Source organism: Aeromonas sp. V90_14 (genome assembly GCF_029967615.1).
Classification (GTDB): domain Bacteria; phylum Pseudomonadota; class Gammaproteobacteria; order Enterobacterales; family Aeromonadaceae; genus Aeromonas; species Aeromonas hydrophila.
Map to the genome: position 1 here is coordinate 1 of NZ_JASCAS010000044.1, position 21,219 is coordinate 21,219.

Annotated in this window: 22 protein-coding genes and 4 tRNA genes; 10 read left to right on the forward strand and 16 right to left on the reverse strand. The window is 64.4% G+C overall.

Going from position 1 to position 21,219, the window contains the following annotated elements; translation table 11 throughout:
* The 4 genes from QLG02_RS17740 to QLG02_RS17755 all read right to left on the reverse strand — a co-directional run bounded on the left by QLG02_RS17740 (position 1) and on the right by QLG02_RS17755 (position 588).
* A tRNA-Met gene (locus QLG02_RS17740) sits at positions 1-73 on the reverse strand.
* A gap of 96 nt (positions 74-169) precedes the next feature.
* Positions 170-246 (reverse strand) — tRNA-Met (locus QLG02_RS17745).
* A 96-nt stretch (positions 247-342) separates the two neighbouring features.
* Positions 343-419 (reverse strand) — tRNA-Met (locus QLG02_RS17750).
* Between the two features lie 92 nt (positions 420-511).
* Positions 512-588, reverse strand: a tRNA-Met gene (locus QLG02_RS17755).
* 196 nt (positions 589-784) lie between these two features.
* Between QLG02_RS17755 and glgX the strand changes: the two genes are divergently transcribed.
* A complete protein-coding gene (glgX, locus tag QLG02_RS17760) occupies positions 785-2,848 on the forward strand; it encodes a glycogen debranching protein GlgX (RefSeq protein ID WP_282465773.1) in 2,064 nt (687 codons plus the stop codon).
* Positions 2,849-2,931: 83 nt separating this feature from the next.
* Here glgX and QLG02_RS17765 read toward each other — a convergent pair whose 3' ends face one another.
* The 4 genes from QLG02_RS17765 to QLG02_RS17780 form a co-directional block, all read right to left on the reverse strand.
* Positions 2,932-3,651 carry a hypothetical protein gene (locus tag QLG02_RS17765; protein ID WP_029301004.1) on the reverse strand — a complete coding sequence of 240 codons (720 nt, stop codon included), beginning with the start codon at positions 3,649-3,651 and terminating at the stop codon, positions 2,932-2,934.
* A 209-nt stretch (positions 3,652-3,860) separates the two neighbouring features.
* The gene (locus QLG02_RS17770) at positions 3,861-5,498 is read right to left on the reverse strand and encodes an ATP-dependent endonuclease (RefSeq protein ID WP_042067495.1); all 1,638 of its coding nucleotides are present in this window, start codon (positions 5,496-5,498) and stop codon (positions 3,861-3,863) included.
* A gap of 77 nt (positions 5,499-5,575) precedes the next feature.
* Positions 5,576-5,698, reverse strand: coding sequence for a hypothetical protein (locus QLG02_RS17775; protein WP_254902163.1), 123 nt, complete (start codon positions 5,696-5,698; stop codon positions 5,576-5,578).
* A 61-nt stretch (positions 5,699-5,759) separates the two neighbouring features.
* On the reverse strand, positions 5,760-6,647 hold the full coding sequence (locus QLG02_RS17780; protein WP_045525185.1) for an AraC family transcriptional regulator: 888 nt from the start codon (positions 6,645-6,647) through the stop codon (positions 5,760-5,762).
* A 167-nt stretch (positions 6,648-6,814) separates the two neighbouring features.
* On the opposite strand from QLG02_RS17780, the gene QLG02_RS17785 reads away from it, so the two are divergent.
* Entirely contained in the window at positions 6,815-7,726 is a 912-nt protein-coding gene (locus QLG02_RS17785) for a DMT family transporter (protein WP_282465774.1), read from the forward strand.
* Positions 7,727-7,783: 57 nt separating this feature from the next.
* On the forward strand, positions 7,784-8,638 hold the full coding sequence (locus tag QLG02_RS17790; protein WP_282465775.1) for a LysR family transcriptional regulator: 855 nt from the start codon (positions 7,784-7,786) through the stop codon (positions 8,636-8,638).
* A gap of 75 nt (positions 8,639-8,713) precedes the next feature.
* Here the strand turns inward: QLG02_RS17790 and QLG02_RS17795 are convergent, their stop codons facing one another.
* Together QLG02_RS17795 and QLG02_RS17800 are read right to left on the reverse strand one after the other, a co-directional pair.
* Complete coding sequence (locus tag QLG02_RS17795; protein ID WP_011706235.1) at positions 8,714-9,493, reverse strand: TSUP family transporter; 780 nt, start codon at positions 9,491-9,493, stop codon at positions 8,714-8,716.
* A gap of 345 nt (positions 9,494-9,838) precedes the next feature.
* Positions 9,839-10,600, reverse strand: a complete 762-nt coding sequence (locus QLG02_RS17800; RefSeq protein ID WP_102988854.1) for a tRNA-uridine aminocarboxypropyltransferase — start codon at positions 10,598-10,600, stop codon at positions 9,839-9,841.
* Between the two features lie 166 nt (positions 10,601-10,766).
* Here QLG02_RS17800 and QLG02_RS17805 point away from each other — a divergent pair, with 166 nt between their 5' ends.
* Entirely contained in the window at positions 10,767-11,180 is a 414-nt protein-coding gene (locus tag QLG02_RS17805) for a VOC family protein (protein WP_282465776.1), read from the forward strand.
* Between the two features lie 77 nt (positions 11,181-11,257).
* On the opposite strand, the gene QLG02_RS17810 is transcribed toward QLG02_RS17805, so the two are convergent.
* Positions 11,258-12,247 (reverse strand): D-alanine--D-alanine ligase, encoded by a 990-nt coding sequence (locus QLG02_RS17810; RefSeq protein WP_024944446.1) that lies wholly within the window; start codon positions 12,245-12,247, stop codon positions 11,258-11,260.
* A gap of 200 nt (positions 12,248-12,447) precedes the next feature.
* Complete coding sequence (locus tag QLG02_RS17815) at positions 12,448-13,056, reverse strand: 2OG-Fe(II) oxygenase (RefSeq protein ID WP_016350596.1); 609 nt, start codon at positions 13,054-13,056, stop codon at positions 12,448-12,450.
* A gap of 287 nt (positions 13,057-13,343) precedes the next feature.
* Here QLG02_RS17815 and QLG02_RS17820 point away from each other — a divergent pair, with 287 nt between their 5' ends.
* Together QLG02_RS17820 and QLG02_RS17825 are read left to right on the forward strand one after the other, a co-directional pair.
* Positions 13,344-13,820: a glutathione peroxidase gene (locus QLG02_RS17820; protein WP_282465777.1), complete on the forward strand. Its 477-nt coding sequence runs from the start codon at positions 13,344-13,346 to the stop codon at positions 13,818-13,820.
* Positions 13,821-13,979: 159 nt separating this feature from the next.
* Complete coding sequence (locus QLG02_RS17825; protein ID WP_029301011.1) at positions 13,980-15,365, forward strand: DEAD/DEAH box helicase; 1,386 nt, start codon at positions 13,980-13,982, stop codon at positions 15,363-15,365.
* Between the two features lie 63 nt (positions 15,366-15,428).
* On the opposite strand, the gene QLG02_RS17830 is transcribed toward QLG02_RS17825, so the two are convergent.
* The 4 genes from QLG02_RS17830 to QLG02_RS17845 form a co-directional block, all read right to left on the reverse strand.
* Positions 15,429-15,866: an acetyltransferase gene (locus tag QLG02_RS17830; RefSeq protein ID WP_282465778.1), complete on the reverse strand. Its 438-nt coding sequence runs from the start codon at positions 15,864-15,866 to the stop codon at positions 15,429-15,431.
* Positions 15,867-15,873: 7 nt separating this feature from the next.
* Positions 15,874-16,365 carry a GNAT family N-acetyltransferase gene (locus tag QLG02_RS17835; RefSeq protein ID WP_282465779.1) on the reverse strand — a complete coding sequence of 164 codons (492 nt, stop codon included), beginning with the start codon at positions 16,363-16,365 and terminating at the stop codon, positions 15,874-15,876.
* Positions 16,366-16,398: 33 nt separating this feature from the next.
* Positions 16,399-16,731 (reverse strand): YnfA family protein, encoded by a 333-nt coding sequence (locus tag QLG02_RS17840; protein ID WP_282465780.1) that lies wholly within the window; start codon positions 16,729-16,731, stop codon positions 16,399-16,401.
* A 170-nt stretch (positions 16,732-16,901) separates the two neighbouring features.
* On the reverse strand, positions 16,902-17,750 hold the full coding sequence (locus tag QLG02_RS17845) for a DUF5718 family protein (RefSeq protein ID WP_282465781.1): 849 nt from the start codon (positions 17,748-17,750) through the stop codon (positions 16,902-16,904).
* Between the two features lie 356 nt (positions 17,751-18,106).
* Between QLG02_RS17845 and cyaB the strand changes: the two genes are divergently transcribed.
* The 4 genes from cyaB (at position 18,107) to QLG02_RS17865 (ending at position 21,130) form a co-directional block, all read left to right on the forward strand.
* Positions 18,107-18,679, forward strand: a complete 573-nt coding sequence (cyaB, locus tag QLG02_RS17850) for a class IV adenylate cyclase (protein ID WP_282465782.1) — start codon at positions 18,107-18,109, stop codon at positions 18,677-18,679.
* Positions 18,676-19,068 carry an NUDIX domain-containing protein gene (locus QLG02_RS17855; protein WP_270812288.1) on the forward strand — a complete coding sequence of 131 codons (393 nt, stop codon included), beginning with the start codon at positions 18,676-18,678 and terminating at the stop codon, positions 19,066-19,068. Before cyaB ends, QLG02_RS17855 begins: the two co-directional genes overlap by 4 nt.
* A 169-nt stretch (positions 19,069-19,237) precedes the next feature.
* On the forward strand, positions 19,238-19,744 hold the full coding sequence (locus QLG02_RS17860; protein WP_041217453.1) for a GNAT family N-acetyltransferase: 507 nt from the start codon (positions 19,238-19,240) through the stop codon (positions 19,742-19,744).
* 267 nt (positions 19,745-20,011) lie between these two features.
* Positions 20,012-21,130 carry a glycerol dehydrogenase gene (locus QLG02_RS17865; protein ID WP_282465783.1) on the forward strand — a complete coding sequence of 373 codons (1,119 nt, stop codon included), beginning with the start codon at positions 20,012-20,014 and terminating at the stop codon, positions 21,128-21,130.
* Positions 21,131-21,219: the final 89 nt, after the last annotated feature.

A 21,219-nucleotide genomic window follows, 5' to 3' on the forward strand; every position in this document is an offset into this window, starting at 1 on the left:
TGCGGGGGCCGGATTTGAACCGACGACCTTCGGGTTATGAGCCCGACGAGCTACCGAGCTGCTCCACCCCGCGTCCGAATTGTACTGCCACCACAAGAGACAGAGCAGTTGCCTCTTGCTGTCTTCGTCTCCACCGCAGCGCAATGCACTTGCCATGGACACAAATAGTTGGTTGCGGGGGCCGGATTTGAACCGACGACCTTCGGGTTATGAGCCCGACGAGCTACCGAGCTGCTCCACCCCGCGTCCGAATTGTACTGCCACCACAAGAGACAGAGCAGTTGCCTCTTGCTGTCTTCGTCTCCACCGCAGCGCAATGCACTTGCCATGGACACAAATAGTTGGTTGCGGGGGCCGGATTTGAACCGACGACCTTCGGGTTATGAGCCCGACGAGCTACCGAGCTGCTCCACCCCGCGTCCGTATTTTTTCGTCCAGGCTGAGCAGTAGCCTGTTCGAATTTTCTTGTTTATCAAACCATTGCAAGGCAATCCTGATACAAGAACTCAGATGGTTGCGGGGGCCAGATTTGAACTGACGACCTTCGGGTTATGAGCCCGACGAGCTACCGGGCTGCTCCACCCCGCGTCTGAGGTCGCCAATAATAGGCGCCGGCGCTCAGATTGCAAGTAAATATCCTAAAAAAACTTCATTCGAAGATTAAACCGGCACAAATCGCAGGAATTTGCAACAGAGCGCCGATTTTTCAGACAAGCAGGTTTGGGGCCAGCTTGGCGCACTACACTCAGATGGTTTGTAACTCCTCGTTTTGGGTAGGTTTATCATGCGCATCTCCGCCGGTCATTGCCGTCAATTGGGGGCCACACCCGAGCACGACGGCGTCAACTTCGCCATCTGGGCTCGCCTCGCCAGCCGGGTCGAACTGCTGCTGTTTACCAGCGCCGACGACGCCACGCCAGAAGTGATCCCGCTCTCCCCTCGCCTCAACCGTACCGCCTACTACTGGCACATCCATATAGAGGGCATCGAACTCGGTCAACGCTATGCCTATCGCATCCAGGGCCCCTGGCGCCCCTACTACGGCACCCGCTTCGATGCGGACAAGGTGCTGCTGGATCCCTATGGCCGCAACATCGAGCTGGGTGCCAACTACGATCGCTGGGCGGCGGCCCGCCCCGGCAGCAACCTGGCGGAGTGTGCCAAGAACCGGGTGGTGGACACCCGCCACTACGACTGGGAGGGAGACAAGCTGCCCGCCCACTCCCTCTCCCGCTCGGTGATCTACGAGCTGCATCTGGGGGGCTTTACCAAGTCGCCTAGTTCAGGGGTCGACCCCGCCCTGCGCGGCACCTACCTCGGTCTCATCGAGAAGATCCCCTACCTGCAATCCCTCGGCGTCACCGCGGTCGAGCTGCTGCCGGTGTTCCAGTTCGATCCCCAGGACTCCCCCAAGGGGCTATCCAACTACTGGGGTTACAGCCCCATGTCGTTTTTTGCCCCCCACGCCCAGTACGCCAGCGGCGAGGATCCTCTCACCGAGTTTCGCGACATGGTCAAGGCGCTGCACCGGGCCAACATCGAGGTGATCCTGGATGTGGTCTACAACCACACCGCCGAGGGGGGCGACGATGGCCCCACCTTCTCGTTTCGCGGCATCGACAACGAGGCTTACTACATCCTCGATGCCAATCAGAAGGACACCAACTATTCGGGCTGCGGCAACACCTTCAACGGTGCCCACCCGGTGGTGCTGCGCATGATCATGGACAGCCTCCACTTCTGGCGCCAGGAGATGCACGTGGACGGCTTTCGTTTCGACCTGGCGGCCATTTTGTCGCGGGACGAGTCGGGCCAGCCCCAGGCCAATGCGCCGACCCTGCGCACCATCGATACCGATCCCCGCATCGCCGACATCAAGCTCATCGCCGAGGCCTGGGATGCGGGGGGCCTCTATCAGGTGGGCAGCCTGGCCGGCGCCCGCTGGCGCGAGTGGAACGGTCAGTTCAGGGACGACGTACGCCGCTTTCTGCGCGGGGATGACAATGCAGTGATGCCCTTCGTGGAGCGGCTGTGCGGCAGCCCGGACATCTACCACTACCATCACGCCGATCCGGAGAAGAGCATCAACTTCGTCACCTGCCACGACGGCTTCACCCTGTGGGACTGGGCCAGCTACAACGGCAAGCACAACGACGCCAACGGCGAGCAGAACCGGGACGGCTGCGATCACAACTTCAGCTGGAATCACGGCCAGGAGGGGCCGAGCGAGGATCCCCAGATCAACGCCCTGCGCCTGCGGCAGGCCAAGAACATGATGGTGGCCACCCTGCTCTCGGTGGGTTCCCCCATGCTGCTGATGGGGGACGAGGTGCTGCGCACCCAGCACGGCAACAACAACGGCTACTGCCAGGACAACGACACCTGCTGGATGCAGTGGCAGCCCGACGCCATGGGTCAGGAGATGTTCCGTTTCATGAAGGAGCTGATCCAGTATCGCAAGCACCTGTTCCAGCGCCCGGAGCAGGAGAGCATGCCGCTGTCGCTGACCGAGATCCTGCGCCACAGCGAGATCTGCTGGCACGGGGTCAACGCCGCCCAGCCGGACTTCAGCCCTCACTCCCACGCCATCGCCATGTCGGCCCTGTCGAGCGAAACCCGGCTGGCCCTCTACGTGCTGTTCAACGCCTACTGGGAGCCGCTCACCTTCAATCTGCCAAGCCCCCCCAAGGGAGTCGGTGGCTACTGGCGCCGGATCCTGGATACCGCCCTGCCCTCGCCCGAGGACATCAGCACCTTCGGCATGCCGCTGGAGGGACTGACCCGGGAGTACCTGGCCCAGCCGCGCAGCAGCTGCCTCTTCATCTGTGGCGCCGACGACTTCTACTAGGGGTCGCAAACCAGGGGCCGCACACGGCCAGCAAAAAGCCCACCCCGGGCAACCGGGGTGGGCTTTTTCATGACGCCAGTCTGTCAGGCCAGCTGGTGCAGCACGCTGGTCGCTGCAAGCTGGGCGATGATGAGGCCGCACAGGGCGGTGGAGACCACCACCGGCGCCGTCTCCTGCTGACGATAGAGCGGACTGAACCAGAGCAGCAGGGCCGCAGTCAGCAGGGCAGCCTGGGTCAGCACGCCGGGGATCAGCGCATCGAGGCTGGCGCTGCTTCCCTGCCAGCCCACCAGCACCGCCAGCCAGAGCAGACTCAGGATGGCAGCCACCAGCCCGGCCAGCGGCAGCAGGGTATTGAATGCCTGCAGGCGGTGACGGGCCCGCAGCAACATCAGATGGGCGAAAGCCGCCCCCAGCAGCACCATCTGCAGCAGGCCGCCGAGCCAGCCCTGGATCTGCAGCAAGCCGATGCCATAGACCAGCAGCGGCATGGCTGGCAGCCAGAACAGCGTGGCGGGAATGGCGCGCTTGCCCTCCAGCCTGGACTGAGCCAGCGACAGCACCACCCCCAGGATCAGGGCGGCAGCACCGCTCCAGATCAGCCAGTCGGCCGCCTTGGCCTCCACCGCCAACATCAGGGAGAGGCCGGTGATCACCCAGACCGAGAAGAGCTGGGTGGTGATCCGCGAGCGCTGGCCCGGGCAGAGATCACCGCGCCAGAGCACCAGGCCCAGGGCGATGAGGGCCCCCAGCGCCATCAGGCCGGTCAGGGGAAAGAGCCAAAAAGGGAGTTGGACGAACATGACGCCTCCAGCAGCAAGGATTCAGAACGCGCCGATGGGCGCCGGATGAAGGGGCCGAGTATACCCAAAGCCGCCGCCATCCCCAATCCCTGCCGGGAGCGCGGCCGCCATTGATGACTGGCGATCAGACGCCGGCAACGGGCGCCAGCCGCCTTGCCTGCCCAGAATACAACGCCCTCGCCATCCGCTGCGACCAAAGCCGGCAGCGATCAGCCCTGGCCGCGGGCCAGCGCCACCACCCGGGCGAACATCTGGCGCAGCACCGGCGGGATGTGCTCGCCGCCGAGTCGCTCCGCCTCCTCCACCACCGCCAGCGCCATGCCCGGCTTGCTGCGATGGTGAATCGCCTTGTTGATGATGCGCCCGGCGTTGAGGGTCGAGCGCCCCCCCACGCCGGCTTCACGCCGGAACACCGCCTCGAAGCCGTTGTGATAGAGGTAGTGCTCTATGTCCGCCGCCGGCAACTGGGTCAAGCGATCCCGCTCCCGCTCGCCCTTGAGCAGGGAGCGGGCCGAGGTGGCGTACTTGACCCCCGCCTCGTCGCCGTCGGTGAGCAGATGCCACTCGATGCCAAAATCCCGCGCCACCTTGATAAGCGGTGACTGGCCGCACTGGGCAAACTCGATGATCCGCACCCCCTCCGCCCGCAGGCTGTAGCCGCAGATCTGGGCGAGTTCGGAGAGCAGCCAGATCTCGGTCTCCCCCTCCACCAGCAGCCAGCAGCGGGCAAACATCGACATGGGACGGTTGATGCGCACGTGGAAGGCTATCTTGCGCAGATCGTCGCTGCTGTAGCGCTCGCCCCCCAGCTGATGGCAGACGATGTCCTGCTGGCGGCGCACCAGCCGGCGGATCTGGTTGAGGGGTAGCGAGGAGAGCAGGTCCCCCGAATTGGTGGTGAGCAGCTTCTGCCCCGGCAGCTGTTCCAGCAACCCCCAGGCCAGCGCCAGCATGGTGGGGTGCAGGCGGCTCTCCGGATCTTCCAGGATCATGATGGGGCGCGCCCCCTGCTCCAGCTCCCGGTTGCCCCGCGCCTGCAGCAGGGTGGCCGCCATGCCCGCCATCGCCAGCTGCAGCGCCCGGTTGTCGGCATTGCGCAGCAGCGCCTGCAGATTGCCGGGGTTGCGCAGGGTCATGGGGCGATTGACGATCTCCCGCTGGCTGCGCGGCTTGTTCTTGATGGGGGCCAGCGCGTTGAAGTAGTGATCCATCAGCTGGCGCACCGCCTGCAGCGCCTCCTTGAGCTCGGGCTCGCCGATACGCTGGGGCTCATCGATCAGCTTGTCGGCCAGCTCGCTCAGCCGGTGTTCGGAGAGATCCCCCCACTGCAGGGTCTCCACCCCGTTGCGGGCGGTACGGGCATCCCGCAGCCGGAATACCGGGTTCATGGTGATGAGCAGACAGACCAGTTCATGGGCATCGTCGATGGGCAGGCTCTTGCCGATGCCGTCGAGAAAGTCGTGGGTGGTGGTGACGGAGCCATCGCTCTGCAGTTCGGCGCTGGCACGGTAGTGAATGCGGTGAAACTTGTCCTTGTGCTTGACCCAGGCCGCCCCAAGTCTAGCCAACCGGCGGGAGTGCAGGCACATCTGGGGTCTGTGCTCGCTGAAGGTGAGCACCAGTTGCAGGTGGCGGGCCGGTTCGAGTTCGGGATCTTCTGGCTGGTGAAAGTCATCGCTGCTGAACTGATAGGGCTCGGCATCCTGACCCAGAAGACACCAGAGGGCGCGCAGCAGGCTGGACTTGCCCCAGGCGTTTTCGCCGATGAGCACTGTGGTGTTGTCCAGCCCGAGCGAGAGGCGATTTATTCCGCGAAAACCTTTGACTTCAATGCGTTCCAGAAACATGCGGCCATATCCAGTCCATCCTGATGGCGCAATAGTGGCAAAGTTGTCGGGAAAATCCTATCGGGTCGTGGCGATTTTCAGCGGGAACTGTGAGGAACGAGCGGTTCGGGCGGGGTCGGCATGCCAAGGCGGCCCTGAGGGGCATTCCAGTGGCTGAACCAGAGGTGGCGGGTACGGGTCTGACGTTTGCGATGATTCAAGGGCAACTCCTGTGCAGGTTGAAGGAACGAGGCTCCCCCTCGTTGCCAACCAATCTGCCGCTCATCTGTGACAGGAGGATGACAGCTGGCTGCGCCACTGGCCTGGGGTCAGACCAAACGCCTCCCGGAAGCGGTTGCCAAGATGGGCCTGGGACGAGAAGCCGCACTGGATGGCGATGCTGGCCAGGGAGTCGGCGCCGGCCAGCAGCTGCTTGGCCCGCTTGAGCCGCAGCCCCAGCAGGTAGCGATGGGGCGGGCAGCCCAGGCTCTGGCCGAACATGCGGGCGAAGTGGTATTCGCTGAGACCCGCCTCCTGCGCCAGCGCGGCCAGGGTGACAGGTTCGGCCAGATGGGCCAGCAGGTACTCCTGCACCCGCCGGATCACCGCCGGCGCCAGGCCGCCACGCACCTCGGGCAGCGGCGGCGCCTCCCGGGTGTGGTGGCGATAGGCGTGCAGCATCAGCATCCAGGCGCCGTGGGAGAGCGCCATCCGGTCCACCTGGTGCTGCCAGTCCAGCTGCATCAGCTGGCCCTGCACCAGAGTGGCGGCCTTGGGATCGTCGATGAAGGTCTTGTCTTCCAGCAGCAGGTGGCGCCCCTCCTTGTCGCACACCTCTTCGGCGATGCGGGTCAGGTGGGCCGGGGTAAAGTAGAGGTGGAAGAAGCGAAACTCCTCGCGCACCAGCCACTCGGATCTGTGGTGATCCGGCATGATGCACACCTTGCCGGTGCCGCCGTGGCCGCCCGGGCCGTCCAGCCGCTCGGTCTGCTCGCCCCCTTGCAGGTAGACGCTCAGGGTATGGTGGCCCGGCTTGTGGTAGCGGGTCTGATCGTAACAGTTGCGCCAGCTGGCGACGCCAAGGCCGGGTTCCAGCCAGCAGGCGTTCTCCAGGCGCGCGCCCGTGCTGACCAGTGCATCGAATACTCCCGCCGGCTTAGTCTGCAGCACCCGCTCTGTTCCTCTTGTTGCTTGCCTGATGGTCCTTGTGCGCCATCTTAACGCGGCGCGGCGGCAAAGGCTGCGGCTGCCTGCAAAAAACCGCAAGATGGTGTAAGCCCGCCACCGCCGCCCGCTGCATGCTGATCCCATGTCGTTGTCATCTCACCGGATACCCCATGAATCTGATGCTCTATCTTGCCACCGTCCTTATCTGGGGCAGCACCTGGATCGCCATCGCCTGGCAGCTTGGCCCCATTCCCATCGAGGTCTCGGTGCTCTATCGCTTCGCCTTGGCGGCGCTGGCGCTGTTTGCCCTGCTCACCGCCAGTGGCCGTTTCCCGCGCCTGCCCTGGGCGGGCCAGCGTTATGCCGCCCTGCTCGGCGGCCTGCTCTTTTCCACCAACTTTCTCTGCTTCTATCACGCCACCCTCTACATTCCGAGCGGCTTGTCGGCGGTGATCTTCGCCAGTGCCAGCATCTTCAACGGCCTCAACCTCTGGCTGTTCGAGGACAAACGTCCCGGCCTGCGCTGGCTGCAGGGATCCTTGCTGGGGCTCCTTGGCACCCTCTTGCTGTTCTGGCCGGTGCTGGCGGATGCGCAACTGGGTGCAAACGGCTGGAAGGGGCTGCTGCTCGCCTGCGGCGGCACCCTCTGCTTCTCGCTCGGCAACCTGGTCTCGGCCCGCGGCCAACGCCAGGGCTATCATGTGCTGCAGCTGGTGCCCTGGGGCATGGTCTACGGGGTGGTGTTGCTGCTGGGTTGGGTCACCCTGCTCGGCCAGCAGCTGGTGATCCCGACCGATGGTCACTACCTGGCGGCCATGGTCTATCTCGCCCTGTTCGGCTCTGTCATCGCCTTCACGGCTTATCTCACCCTGGTGGGGAGGATCGGCGCCAGCAAGGCCTCCTACGCCACCGTCTTGTTCCCCCTGGTGGCGCTGACGCTTTCCACCTTCTACGAGGGGTTCGTCTGGCAGCCGGTGTCGGTGGCGGGGGTCATGATCAGCCTGCTTGGCAACCTGGTGATCTTCGCACCGCCCTTGCGGGAGTGGCGCCTGCGCCCCGTCAGGGCGGCGAAGGATGCTTGATCCCAACTCCGCCAGCCCCTAAGGTAACGCCTTCCTATGAAGATGACGGGAGGCGATATGTTACTGGAAGGGCTGGAGACACTCTGCCTGCTGGCCAGCGAAGGCACCATGGCCAAGGTGGCCAGCCGGCTCTATATCAGCCAGTCGGCGGTGAGCAAGCGCATCGCCCAGCTTGAACAGCGCCTCGGCAAGAAGCTGGTCGAGCCGGACGGACGCCAGATAAGGCTCACCCCTCAGGCGCAAGAGTTGCTGGCCCGGGTCGCCCCCAGCCTCGCCGAGATGAAGGGGGTGCTGGCCGACAGCCAGACCCTCACCGACCTGACTCCCCTGCCCGTCGCCTGCTCCGAGACCCTGCTGGCGGGCTACCTCGCCCGCTTCATGCACGACTACCTGCGACAGGATCCCCACCTCGCCCTCTCCACCCACCATACCCCGGTCATTCTGGCGCGAGTACGCAGCGGCGATGCCCTGCTCGGCATCTGCGCCGGGCGCCTGCCACCGGGCCATGGCCTGGAGGCCAGACTGCTGCTGGAGGAGCCCTTCTATCTGGTGGAGGGCGATCAGCGCGAGGGGGAAAACGCCGATCAAGGGCTGCGCCAGATCCTCACCATGGACCTGGACAACCCCTCCAACCGCTACCTGCGCGAACCGCTGGCGGCCCTTGGCCTTACCCCCGCCATGGAGCTCGACTCCTACCTCGCGTTGATCGAGCTGGCCAAGGCCGGTATCGGCCCGGTGCTGCTGCCGGCCGGCCTGCTGGCGCTGGTCGGCGCACAGGGGACCCAGGCTCGCCCCCTCGCCGGGCTCGCTCGCCCGCTGCACCTGGTCTATCGGCCAAACAGCCTCAAGCGTGCACGCATCGCCCAGCTGGTGCAGGCCCTGCAAGCCCACTTCCAACCGCTGGCCCGCTGAGGGTCACAATGCAAGGGGGCCCGATCTTGCGGATCGGGCCCCCTTGTGTTGACGGCCGGTATCAGCGAAAAGCGCTTACCCCAGCCAGGCAAACAGCTCGGGGTACTGGCTCCACACCAGCTTGGCGGACATCAGCAAGGAGACGGTCACCAGCAGCGGCTTGATGAGCTTTACCCCTTGCTTGAGCACCATTTTTGAGCCGAAACGGGCGCCGATGAACTGGCCCAGCGCCATGCAGAAGCCGACGCTCCACACCACCTTGCCCCCCAGCGCGAAAAACAGCAGCGAAGCGATGTTGGAAGTGAAGTTGAGCAGCTTGGTGTGGGCAGTAGCCCGCGCCATGCCAAAACCCGCCAGCGCCACGAAACCGATGGCAAAAAACGACCCTGTGCCCGGTCCGAAGAAGCCGTCATAGAAGCCCACCCCGCCGCCCACCAGCAGGGCGAACGCCATGGGAGCGAGGCGGCGAGAGCTCTCGGCATCGCTCACCCGGGGGGAGAAGAAGAAGTAGCAGGCGAAGGCCATCAGCAGGAAGGGCAGCAACCGCTCCAGAATGGCGGCGTCGATGGTCTGCACCGCCAGGGTGCCGAGCGCCGCGCCGATGAAGGTGCAGATCACCGCCGGCCAGATGATGTGCCACTCCAGCAGCCCCTTGCGGGCATAGAACCAGGTGGCGGAGAAGGAGCCGAAACTGCTCTGCAGCTTGTTGGTGCCGAGCACCAGCGCCGGCGGCATGCCGGTGGCGAGCAGGGCGGGCACCGTCAGCAGGCCGCCCCCGCCGGCAATGGCATCGATAAAGCCGGCCACCAGGGCCACGCCGAACAGGGCAAGCAGGGTAAACAGTTCCAATTCCATCCATAGCCTCACAACATTGACGGGGCCGACAAGGGCCCGCACGGCGCAGGCTCGCCATGAGCCTGATGAACAACGCTGGTCGCTATCCTAATGGGGCTTGGCTCATGAAGCTAACGAAACAGTGGCAGGCAATTGATTCCTGATTTTCATCAATTAATCCCCCCGGTGAAGCGGCTGGCAAGCATGCCGGCCCCCTCACCCACCTTGTTCAGGCAGCATCGGGCGCACAGGTCGCCCCATCGCTCTTGATGTCGGCCAGCGCCTGCTGCAGCTGAACTTCATCCTCGCCGGGGGCCCGGCTGACCCGGCCGGCCATTTAACGGCTGCTGAAGAGATTGAACCACATCAGGCAGCATCGGGCGCACAGGTCGCCTCATTGCCCTTGATGTCGGCCAGCGCCTGCTGCAAATGAACTTCATCCTCGCCGGGGGCCCGGCTGACCCGGCCCGCCATGTAGCGGCTGCTGAAGAGATTGAACCAGAGCTGCAGCGCCTGTCCCGCCGCCAGCTCGCCGGCCACCTCCAGCACGCAAGCCGCCACCTCGGCGGTGCACAGGTGCTCGTCGCAGTGCGCTACCCGCATGCCATAGGTGGAGAGCGCGTCGGGCTTGATGGAGAGCACCGGCAAGCCGTCCAGATAGGGGCTCTTGTTGAACATCTTGCGCGCCTCGGGCCAGGTGCCGTCCAGCAGGATGAACAGCGGCTTCTTGCCTGGGAGCGGGGTCACCACCGAGGTGAGCCGGGCTGGCTCCTTCTCGCAGGCGGGAAACACCACATAGGGCTGCCAGACGGGATCCGCCAGCAGGGCCAGCAGCTCGGGATGAGGCTTGGTGCGCGACCAGAGAAACGCCCAGGTGGTATCCGGCAGCACATCGGCGATGAGACGGCCGGTGTTGGAGGGCTTCATCGGCTCGCTGTCGTACATCAGCAGGCAGAAGCCGGCCTCGGCCTTGAGTTCGGGGCGCCATTCGCAGGCACACCAGTCGTGGCGCAGCTGGCAGGCTTCGCAGCGCGGCACGCTGCCGCCACGGGCGAGAAAGGGTCGGGTCGAGACGCTCTTGCGCCAGATGCGCAGGCGATTGACGGCGTGATCGGGAATTGGCTTCATGGAACGCGGCTCTGGCGATGCCTGTGGCAGGACAAAAAGGGGGCAGATTGTAACGAGCCGTCCACCGCGCAGCAAGGCCCCCCATCCGGGGCAAGCCGGGAGGCAACGCCTCTCTATACTTGGTCGTCAACCCATGCACCCACGCATGGGACACAGGAGGACGACGATGGCAGAACAAGATATTGCCCGCGAGCACGCCCTGGCCGAAGGCACTACCTTCACCTGGCACGAGCTCTATCTGCCCGATGGCGAGGCCGGGATCCGTTTCTACACCGAAGTGCTCGGCTGGGAGAGCCAGACCATGGCGATGGAAGGCGGCGACTACCCCATGCTGGTTGCCAATGGCAGGCCGATCGCCGGCGTGCAGGCCACCCGGGGCAATCCCGAGATGGCCGGCGTACCCCCCCACTGGGCAACCTATATCGCGGTGGATGACGTCGATGCCAGGGTGCTCAGGGTCAACCAGCACGGCGGCAGCGTGGTGGTGCCCGCCATGAATATCCCGGGGGTCGGGCGCATGGCCCTGATTGCAGATCCACAAGGGGCGCACATCTGGCTGTTTACCCCTGAAGCCATGTGACATCGCCCACCGCAACAACGACAGAGGGGCCGCAGGCCCCTCTTCATCATTCAGCTCGCCCTGCTCGGGCGCCGGCCTCAGACTGCCTTGCGCAGGATCTGCTCAAGGTAGTCGGCGAAGCGGTGACCGTGATGCTCCAGCAGTTTCGGGAACATGGAGATGGAGGTCATGCCCGGGAAGGTGTTGATTTCGTTCAGCAGGATCTCGCCCTCTTCGGTCAGGAAGAAGTCGATGCGCGACAGGTGGGTCAGTTTGAGCTGACGGAACGCCTTGAGGGCGTACTCGTGAATGGCATCAGCCTGCGCCTGGGTCAGCCCCTCGGCACGCAGCGCGGTCTCGGTGTGACTGGCGCTGCTGTACTTCTCTTCATAGGTGTAGAACTTGTCCTGCGGCACGCAGATCTCGCCCGGGTAGGTGGCCACCAGCTCGTCGCCGTACTGGTACACCGCCACTTCCAGCTCGCGCGGCTTGACCGCTTTTTCGATCAGGACCTGCTCGGAGTAACCGAAGGCATCGGCAATCCCCTTCACCAGATCCGCTTCGTTGCTGGCGGAGTAGCAGCCGACGGAAGAGCCCTGGGAGGCCGCCTTGATGAAGACCTTGCCCCACTTGGCCAGCGCGGCTTTCGCTTCGCTCAGCGCCGCATCATTCTGCTCGGTCAGGAATAGATAAGGGGTGTTGGGGATGCCGATGGCGGAGAGCCACAGCTTGGTGCTGATCTTGTTGAAGCAGATCTTGCTCGCCTCGGCATCGCAGCCCAGATATGGCAGGCCCGCCAGCTCGAGGAAGGATTGCAGGTCGCCGGTCTCGCCAGGGTAACCGTGGATGCAGGGCACCACGTAATCCACCGGACGGGCCACGCTGTCAAACGACAGCAGCTTGTCCAGCCCCAGCTTGCATTCGCGGCCGTCGGCACTGAGCCAGCGGTCGGCAAACATCTCGACTCGGGTCACGTCGACCCCAGGCAAAAGACCGAGCTGTTGCTCGAGAAAATTTGCGCTTCGCAGAGAGACTTCGTGCTCGGAGCCACCGCCGCCGCACAGCAGCAAGACATGCATGTTCTTCATTAGATGTGATCCCTTGGGAAAAGCGGCTTCGCCATCACCATTTAAAACCCAACCGCATTAAAACCGGACGAAGCCAGATACGAAGATAAGTGCGGGCCAGTGTAGCAAGGGAGATCGAGCCTTGTCAGCCGATGGGAGCCCCATCCGCCGACAACGGCCATAAAAATTCCCGCCTGTGTCAGAAATTGGATGAAAAGAGCTCAGCGCGGCGGATCGAGCCGGCCGTTGCCGCTGCCGTTGACCCGAAACCAGCCGGCGATACTGTAGCGCTCCTGGTTGGCGGGCAACACCTCGTGGGGGAACTCTTCGGATAAAAACAGCACCAGCCGCCCGCCTCGGGGCGAGACATCCATCAAAAACTGCTCGTCGTCATCGTACATCCGCAGCACCCCGCCCGCCTGGGGTTGCCAGTCGTTGTTGAGGTAGAACACCGAGGTGAGGCGGCGGTTGGATCGCCCGGCGAAGGCATCGCGATGGGTGGCATAGAAGTCACCGCTGCGATAGCGGGCAAAGTGGGCCTCGTAGTCGAACAGCCCCAGCATCAGCATCCGGTTGGCGGCCAGCCGCAGTGCCTCCATGCGGGCCAGATAGTCGGCCACCGGCGCACCGAGGGAGGGTTCTAGCCAGTGGATCTGATCCCGGCGAATGGCGCGGTTGTCCTGGTGCAGGGCATCGCGGCCGATCCCCGCCGGCCGCCACGCATCCGGCAGACACGCCTTGAGGGCATCCACCTCGGCGGCGGTTAAAAAATCATCCACTATCACCCATCCCCGGGTGTAAATGGCATCCATGACGGCTTGATAGTCCAAGATTGACTCGCAACAAGTGGAGAGAGGGCGCTTTTTAGCGACTTCCAGGGCAAGACACAAACCGGTTTGCTTATCCTCAGAAGTCCCACCATCAATACGCTATCCGGGCGCACAAGGCCCCCATTATCTGGTCCCCCTCGCCAGCCTGTGATCCGGCGCACTCAAATGGCCTCAGACCGGGCCAGATCTTTCATGGCAAAGGGGAAAGCGGCGCTTGCTCCGCGCCGTCGCGCCCGTTACCGTGGAGCGATACGCCCTGAATGGGCCCCATGCAACAGGAGTGCTTCATGTCATTGCCCGACCTTATCCTGCAACGCCTTGACGGTACCGAACTGCCCTTGTCCACCCTGCAAGGCCAAGTCGTGCTGGTGGTCAACGTCGCCAGCCGCTGCGGCTTTACCCCCCAGTACACCGGACTGGAGGCGCTTTATCACGAACTGGGCCCACGCGGACTGGTGATCCTGGGCTTTCCCTGCGATCAGTTCGGCCATCAGGAGCCGGGCGATGCAGAGGAGATTGCCCGCTTCTGCTCCCTCGACTATCCGGTCAGCTTCCCCATCATGGCCAAGTGCGAGGTCAACGGCGAGCAGGCCCACCCCTTCTATCATTGGCTCAAGAAGGAGAAACCGGGCCTGCTGGGGCTGGAGAACGTCAAGTGGAACTTCACCAAGTTTCTGATCGACCGGGATGGCAAGGTGGTTGACCGCTTTGCCCCCACCACCAAACCCGAGAGCCTGCGAGACGATATCCTGGCCCTGCTCTGAGGCCGCGGCACGCGGCGGCCGGACAACGCGACACGGCTGCTGCGTGCAGGGCGCGCATCTGCTATATTACGCCCCCGTTATCATTTCCATCTTGTGGCGGGTGCCAGCGCACCCACCATCCGCTGAGCCCAAGGCTCACCAGAGGAGTCTCTCTCGAACATGTCATTCAACGAACTGGGTCTGTCTCCGCACATCCTGCGGGCCGTCAAGGAGCTGGGTTACGAACAGCCAACCCCCATCCAGCAACAAGCCATTCCCGCCATTCTGGCCGGACAGGATGTGCTCGGCGGCGCCCAGACAGGCACAGGCAAAACGGCCGGTTTCACCCTGCCCATGCTGCAGCGCCTGCTGGCCAACCATGGCCGTGGCCGCCGTCAGGTGCGGGCCCTGGTGCTGACCCCGACCCGTGAGCTGGCTGCCCAGGTGGGTGAGAGCATCATAAAATATGCCCACCACCTGCCGTTTCGCACCCTGATCGCCTACGGCGGCGTCAGCATCAAGCCCAATCTGGACGCCATCAAGCTTGGCATCGACATCCTGGTGGCCACTCCTGGCCGTCTGCTGGATCTGCTGACCCAGGGGGCGCTGACCCTGTCCGAGCTGGAAGTGCTGGTGCTGGACGAAGCGGATCGCATGCTCGACATGGGCTTCATCGTCGACATTCGCCGCATCATGAAGGCGCTGCCGGCCGAACGGCAGACCCTGCTGTTCTCCGCCACCTTCTCAAGCGAGATCAAGGCGCTGGCGGATGACCTGCTGAACGACCCCACCCTGATCGAGGTGGATCCCAGCAACACCGCCGCCGAGCAGGTGACCCAGCGCATCATCCAGGTCGACCGGGAACGTCGCCGCGAGCTGCTCTCCCACATGATCGGCCGCGGCAACTGGCAGCGGGTGCTGGTGTTCGTGCGCACCAAGCAGATTGCCGATCGCCTGGCCCAGCAGATGCAAAAAGACGGGCTCGATACCGTCGCCATCCACGGCGACAAGAGCCAGGGGGCCCGCAACCGGGCGCTGGCGGATTTTCGGGAAGGCAAGGTGCGGGTGCTGGTGGCGACCGATATCGCCGCTCGCGGCCTCGACATCGATCAACTGCCCCACGTGATCAACTTCGAACTGCCCCAGATGGCGGAGGATTACATCCACCGCATCGGCCGCACCGGCCGCGCCGGCCGTGGCGGCGAGGCCATCTCGCTGGTGAGCCAGGACGAGCTGGGCCAGCTCAAGGGGATAGAGGCGCTGATCGGCCAATCCCTCTCGGTGGAGATCCTGGAAGGGTATGAACCGAGCGGCAAGCCGAGCCGGCAGACCCTGCCGGGCAGCAAGCCGGTACAAAATCCGCCGCGTGCCCGTGGCGCCGCCAATGCCAAGGGTGGCAACGGCAAATCCGCCGCAGGCAAGAGCAAGGCGAAGAGCGATGGCGGCAAGAAGCCTGCCCCAGCCCGCAAGCGGGAAGTGGTGGGCGAGGATATCGGCTTTACCCCCATGCGCCGCCTGCCCAAGGCCCAGCGCGACGACTATCAGGACAACTCCAACGAGGAGTAACAGGCCGTCCTGATCCCGTCATAACAAAAAACCGCCCGAGGGCGGTTTTTTACTGGGCCGGTGTCACTGCCCTGCCAGTGTCATATGCAGCAATGGATAGAGCTTGCCCTGCCCGTCCAGTGGCGAGCGGCCCACCACCTCGAAACCCAGGTGGCGATAGAAGCCGAGTGCCTGCTCATTCTGCTCGTTGACGTCCACCCGGGTCGCCCCCAGCCGGGCGATGGCATCGGCCACCAGCAAGCGACCCACCCCGCCCCCGCGTAGCGCCGGGTCGACAAACAGCATCTCGATGTTGCCCTCGTGCACCCCGCAAAAGCCGGCGATACCCTGGTCGTTGCGGGCGCAGGTGAGGGTCACGGCGTCAAAGTAGTGTTCCAGAATGAGCTCGCGCAGGGTGGCGATCTCCTCATCCGGCAGAAAATGATGGGTAGCGCGCACCGACGCCTCCCACAGTGCGATCAGGGCCTGATAATCCCCGCGCGATGGCTGTTCCAGTCTCATATCGTACTCACTCAACAGATTGATTGTTTGGAGCCTGCCCGGCCGGCGCCATGGCGTCGACCTGCTTGAGGACAAACCCCTTCTCGATGCCGGCCTTGAAGCCGAGCGACGCATAGAGCCGGTGGGCTGCCTCGCGCCCCTCCCCCGACAGCAGCATCACCTTGTAGCAATCCTGCTGCCAGGCGAGCGCGAGGGCATGGGTCAGCAACTGTCGGCTGATGCCCCGGCGCCGAAACGCAGAGGCCGTCACCACGTGCTCTATGATACCAAACGGCCGGCCGCCGTTGGTCAGGGTCGCTACCACGCCGAGCTGGCAGGTGGCCGCCAACTGGCCATCCACCTCCGCCACTAGCAGGTGAAGATGGGGCTGCGCCAGCAAGGCCGTCAGCGCAGCGCGAGCAGCGTCCGGCGCAAGCGCAGGGTCATAGGGGCGCAATTCCCGATAGAGCGCCAGCAGACCGGCCATGTCCTGCAGGGTACAGGCCCTGATGTGCGTCATCCCTCTTCTCCTTGAGCTGCGGGCGATGCGGCTTCACGCCTCGCGGGGGGCAAACATGATGATGGCCATGCCGCACAGGGCCACCAGCGACCCCAGCAGATCCCACAGGCTGGGCCGGATGCCGTCCACCAGCCAGAGCCAGAGGATGGCCACGAAGATGTAGACGCCGCCGTAAGCGGCATAGACGCGCCCGGCCACGGTCGGGTGCAGCGACAGGAGCCAGGCGAACAGCATCAGGCTCAACCCCGCCGGCAGCAGCAGCCAGACGCTGCGCCCCTGGGTCAGCCAGAGATAGGGCAGATAACAACCCAGGATCTCGGCCAGCGCCGTCACCAGAAACAACCCCATGGTTTTCAACTCGCCCATCGGCTACCCCATTATTCAACAACGTGTTCAACAACGTGTTCGGCAAAAAGAGCAATGGTAAGCCAAATGGCCGGGCCGGGTAAGCGGGATCAGGCAACAAACGCGAAGGGGAAGGATAACGGATGCAACGCGCGGCCGGCCTTCCCCCGCCAGCACGGGGGAAGGACCGGTCATCTGCGGGTCTTGACCGCCTGCAGCAGGACAGACAGATCCGGCCCGAACTGACGGGTGCGAATGGCCTCGCGGATCGCCGCCTCGTCATAGCGGCTGGCCGGATAGAGCAGCACGCAGGCAGTGTCGCCGGGCTTGAGGAAGTGGGTCTCGCCAAACGGGGTATAGCGGGTGGCCCCGATGCTGATGAGGGCATGGGCCGGGCGCCCGGCCTGGGCCAGCAGCCCCTGGATGTGCTCGGCCGGCCCCTCGTCCTGCTGATGATTGAACTTGTCGATGGCCCACGTCAGCAGCTGGCCGTGGAAGTAGCTGTAATCCACCGCTGCGCTGTCGACCCCGTAGGGGTGCAGCTCGCCGTCCCGCTCCAGATAGCAGGCGATGCGGTAGTCATCGAGCTCGCAGCCAGCGGCGAAATGGGAAAGGGGTAGCAACGTGGGGGCTAGCCCCTTGCTCTCTTCGCCCCAGTTCTTCTTCTCGCTGATCTTTTTGGCGTTGGGACGGCGGATGGAGCAGTCGTTGTAGGCGCCAAAGGCGCGCGGATGGATGGCCACCACCTGCTCCCCCGCGTACTCCAGCTCGCACCAGAGCGCCACTTCCGGCTCTATCTGCACCTTCTCATCGCCGCTCACCGCCGCTTCCGGCAAGAAGATGGCGTCGCCGCTCAAGGGGAAGACGCCGAGCTGGCCGGGGTGGCCCGGCACGTAGAAGGGGAACAGCGCCTTGGGGGCGCTGGTGTCGCGCACCACCACCGCCACGAAATCCGAGGCCTCGCCGGCCTGCTCCAGATGACCGGCGAAATTGCCCGCCACCCCGAGTCCGATAAACTTGCTCTCTGCTGTCACTTGCATCTTCTCACCTGCCTCTTGCCAAAGCGAAGGCAGCGGCCCGGCACGGGGCGGCTGCCGCAAACGTGGCGAGGATTAAAACACAGGGATCTGCCCTCGCCCAGCCTGCACGCCCCATCCTGTGCGCCAGCGCGAACTTTTGCCGGCCGCTCGGCGAGCTTGTGAGCAACCGCCATGCCCGAACTGGCTCGACCGTGTGCGGCGTCTGCCCTTGATCAGGGCGACAGGCGGTGCATTGATCAACCATAGGCCCCGGAAACAGATCGTTTCCACATCCTGCCGCCTTGCCCCTTGGGCCCGCCCGCCAACTTTGCTAGGCTGCCCGCCATACCAATCTGCGCACTCAAGGATGCCTGCCGATGTCAGCACAGCACTTTCAGGGCCGCTTCGAGGTCGAGTTCAAATACAGGCTCGGCGATGTCGAGGCCTTCACCACAGCCCTCGCCGCCCTCAATCCCGAGGTGATGCTGGAGCACAATCAGGAGCAGGACACCTACTTCGACACGCCGGGCCGCAGCCTGAGCGCGGCGGACAAGAGCCTGCTGATCCGTACCATGCAACCCTCCGGCATCCGGCTCTGGATCGTGAAGGGGCCCGAACCCGATCGCTGCGAGGCGGTCAACATCACCGACGCCGACAAGGCCATCAGCATGCTGCACACCCTGGGCTACCAGCCGATACTGACCCTTCGCAAAGTGCGCAGCATCTATTTCGTCGGCCCCTTCCACGTCACCCTGGATCACCTGGCGGGGCTTGGCGATTTTGCCGAGCTGGCCATCATGACCGATGACGAAACCTTGCTGCCAGATTATCGCCGGCAACTGCTGTCCATGGCCGCCCGGCTCGGGCTGAACCCCGAATGGCTGGAGACCCGTTCCTATCGCACCCTGTGTGAACAAGCCACCACCCCATCACCAGAGAGACGTTCATGATCGACAAACTCGCCTGGCTGACCTTCAAGGATCAGCAACTGCTCTGTGCCCGCTCCCACGGCAAGCAGATCTACTACATTCCCGGCGGCAAGCGCGAAGCGGGAGAGAGCGACGAGGCGGCGCTGATGCGCGAAATCGAGGAGGAGCTGGCCGTGGCCCTCAAGCCCGACACCCTGGCGTTTGCCTGCGAGTTCAGCGCCCAGGCCGACGGCAAGCCGCAGGGGGTCAACGTCAGGCTGCGCTGCTACACCGGCGAGGCTGACGGCACTCCCGTCGCCTCGGCGGAGATCGCCGAGCTGCGCTGGCTCGACAGCCGCCATATGGCCGAGATCTCTCCGGTTTCCCGGCTGCTGTTTGCCTGGCTGGTCGAACAGCAGCTCATCCGCTGAGGGAAACCCGCCTGGAGGGCGTGATCGGGCGCACCCGGCGAGCGACAACGACTTGAAATTGGCGGCAGAAACGGCGAGTCTAGCCAGTCATCCTGCCGCCGGTCCCGTTGGCGGCAGGCGCCGCGGCAGACCGGGCCGGCGGCGTGAACTTCGTTGACAAGGACTCCTGATGGACATAGTTGAGGTTGATACCACCCAGGGCATCAAACCTGCCCTCATCACTTTGCTGCAAGACAGCGTCGCCAGCGGCGCCTCGGTGGGCTTCCTGCCGCCGCTGACCGAAGAGCAGGGGCTCGTCTATTGGCAGGGCATAGAGACAGAGCTGGCCGCGGGCAGCCGCCGGCTCTGGGTCGCCTTCCTGCAACACCAGCTGGTCGGTGCCCTCCAGCTCTCGCTGTGCACCAAGGCCAATGGCCGTCACCGCGCCGAGGTGGAAAAACTGATGGTGCACAGTCTCCACCGTGGCAAGGGGGTCGGCCGTGCCCTGATGGCCAGCATGGAGCAAGGGGCCAAAGAGGCCGGCCGCAGCCTGCTGGTGCTCGACACCCGGGTGGGTGATGCCGCCTCCCGCCTCTATCGCCAGCTCGGCTACCAGGAGGCGGGCCAGATCCCCGCCTTTGCCCGCAGTGCCGACGGCACCCTGGCGGCCACCCTCTTCTTCTACAAGCAGCTCTGAGCCGCGCACCGCCTCCGCTTCGCACGCCTCTACACTGCTCGCCTCTACTCTGTAACCACAGTGCGCCCTCCCCATGGAGGGCGTGTTGCGTCACCCCTCCCGCTTTCATAAAACAATCAAAACAGCACCAGGATTAATTTTGTATCTGCTATAGCCCCATTTGCATATGATTGTTCCTTCACCTCACCCTAGACGAGGCGTATGGTGTGGCAGAAAGACCCGTTTGCATACCAAACGGATACTGCTCACTGCCTTGAGGAATACTGCATGCCTATCCTGCCTCGTACCGTCACCTCCCCCAAAAAGTTCATCATCGGCCACGATCTGCTGCCCCAACTCCATGATCACGTAAAAGATTTCGGCGACAACGCCCTGCTCGTCAGCGACGAGTTCATTCTGGAGAGGGTGCGGGAAGAGGCGCTGGCCGGCCTGCTGCAGGCGGGCCTGAAGGGAGCGGTCGAGAAGTTCAACTACGAATGCACCGACATCGAGATCCGCCGCCTGTGCGATCTGGCCGAGCAACAGGGGGCCAACGTCATCGTCGGCATCGGCGGCGGCAAGACCCTGGACGTCGCCAAGGCGGTGGCCTTCTACCTGCGCCGCCCCGTGGTGCTGTTTCCCACCATCGCCTCCACTGATGCCCCCTGCACCGCCCTCGCGGTGATCTACAACCCGGCGGGCGAGTTCGAGCGCTATCTGTTCCTGCCCCAGAACCCGGACGTGGTGATCGCCGACACCGCCATCATAGCGGCGGCCCCCGCCCGCTTCTTTGCAGCCGGCGTGGGTGATGCGCTCGCCACCTACTTCGAGGCCCGCGCCTGTTACCGGGCGGATGGCATCAATCTGGTGGGCAAGCGCCCCTCCCGCACCGGTCTCGGACTGGCCCGGCTCTGCTACGAGCTGCTGGGGGAGAACATCGAGCTGGCGATGGACGCGGTGCGCCACCATGTCACCACCCCGGCGCTGGAGCAGATCATCGAGGCCACCATCTATCTGAGCGGTGTGGGCGCCGAAGCGGGCGGCCTGGCGGCGGCCCATGCGGTCAACAACGGCATGTCGGTGGTGGCGGATCTGCACCGGGCCCAGCACGGCGAGAAGGTGGTGTTCGGCCTGCTCACCCAGCTGGTACTCGAGCGCGCGCCCCAGGCCGAGCTGGACGAGGTGATGCGCATCATCCAGCTGGCCGGCCTGCCCATGACCCTGCAGGAGATGGGGCTGAGCCGTTTCGTGGAGAGCGAGTGGCGCCAGGTGGCCAAGCTTGCCTGCGATCCCCTCGACACCATGGGCAACATGCCGATGAGCGTCAGCGAGCAGGATGTCTACCACGCCATGATCGCGGCCAACGCCATGGCCGAGCGCTACCGGGCCCGCCACCCACACGCCTGATCGGCACTCAAGCAAAGCCGTGATTACACCGACAAGGCCGGCCCCTGCGGCCGGCCTTGTCATTCCCTGCCCGACCTGCTGCAATGGCC

Bases quoted from the DNA above. Each gene is read 5' to 3' on its own strand.
- QLG02_RS17770 (WP_042067495.1), bottom strand. From the start codon at position 5,498: ATGTTTCTGGAACGCATTGAAGTCAAAGGTTTTCGCGGAATAAATCGC.
- QLG02_RS17805 (WP_282465776.1), top strand. From the start codon at position 10,767: ATGGCAGAACAAGATATTGCCCGCGAGCACGCCCTGGCCGAAGGCACT.
- QLG02_RS17800 (WP_102988854.1), bottom strand. From the start codon at position 10,600: ATGAAGCCAATTCCCGATCACGCCGTCAATCGCCTGCGCATCTGGCGC.
- QLG02_RS17865 (WP_282465783.1), top strand. From the start codon at position 20,012: ATGCCTATCCTGCCTCGTACCGTCACCTCCCCCAAAAAGTTCATCATC.
- glgX (WP_282465773.1), top strand. From the start codon at position 785: ATGCGCATCTCCGCCGGTCATTGCCGTCAATTGGGGGCCACACCCGAG.
- QLG02_RS17830 (WP_282465778.1), bottom strand. From the start codon at position 15,866: ATGAGACTGGAACAGCCATCGCGCGGGGATTATCAGGCCCTGATCGCA.
- QLG02_RS17810 (WP_024944446.1), bottom strand. From the start codon at position 12,247: ATGAAGAACATGCATGTCTTGCTGCTGTGCGGCGGCGGTGGCTCCGAG.
- QLG02_RS17790 (WP_282465775.1), top strand. From the start codon at position 7,784: ATGTTACTGGAAGGGCTGGAGACACTCTGCCTGCTGGCCAGCGAAGGC.
- QLG02_RS17825 (WP_029301011.1), top strand. From the start codon at position 13,980: ATGTCATTCAACGAACTGGGTCTGTCTCCGCACATCCTGCGGGCCGTC.
- QLG02_RS17860 (WP_041217453.1), top strand. From the start codon at position 19,238: ATGGACATAGTTGAGGTTGATACCACCCAGGGCATCAAACCTGCCCTC.
- QLG02_RS17835 (WP_282465779.1), bottom strand. From the start codon at position 16,365: ATGACGCACATCAGGGCCTGTACCCTGCAGGACATGGCCGGTCTGCTG.
- QLG02_RS17820 (WP_282465777.1), top strand. From the start codon at position 13,344: ATGTCATTGCCCGACCTTATCCTGCAACGCCTTGACGGTACCGAACTG.
- QLG02_RS17795 (WP_011706235.1), bottom strand. From the start codon at position 9,493: ATGGAATTGGAACTGTTTACCCTGCTTGCCCTGTTCGGCGTGGCCCTG.
- QLG02_RS17840 (WP_282465780.1), bottom strand. From the start codon at position 16,731: ATGGGCGAGTTGAAAACCATGGGGTTGTTTCTGGTGACGGCGCTGGCC.
- QLG02_RS17785 (WP_282465774.1), top strand. From the start codon at position 6,815: ATGAATCTGATGCTCTATCTTGCCACCGTCCTTATCTGGGGCAGCACC.
- QLG02_RS17855 (WP_270812288.1), top strand. From the start codon at position 18,676: ATGATCGACAAACTCGCCTGGCTGACCTTCAAGGATCAGCAACTGCTC.
- QLG02_RS17845 (WP_282465781.1), bottom strand. From the start codon at position 17,750: ATGCAAGTGACAGCAGAGAGCAAGTTTATCGGACTCGGGGTGGCGGGC.
- QLG02_RS17765 (WP_029301004.1), bottom strand. From the start codon at position 3,651: ATGTTCGTCCAACTCCCTTTTTGGCTCTTTCCCCTGACCGGCCTGATG.
- cyaB (WP_282465782.1), top strand. From the start codon at position 18,107: ATGTCAGCACAGCACTTTCAGGGCCGCTTCGAGGTCGAGTTCAAATAC.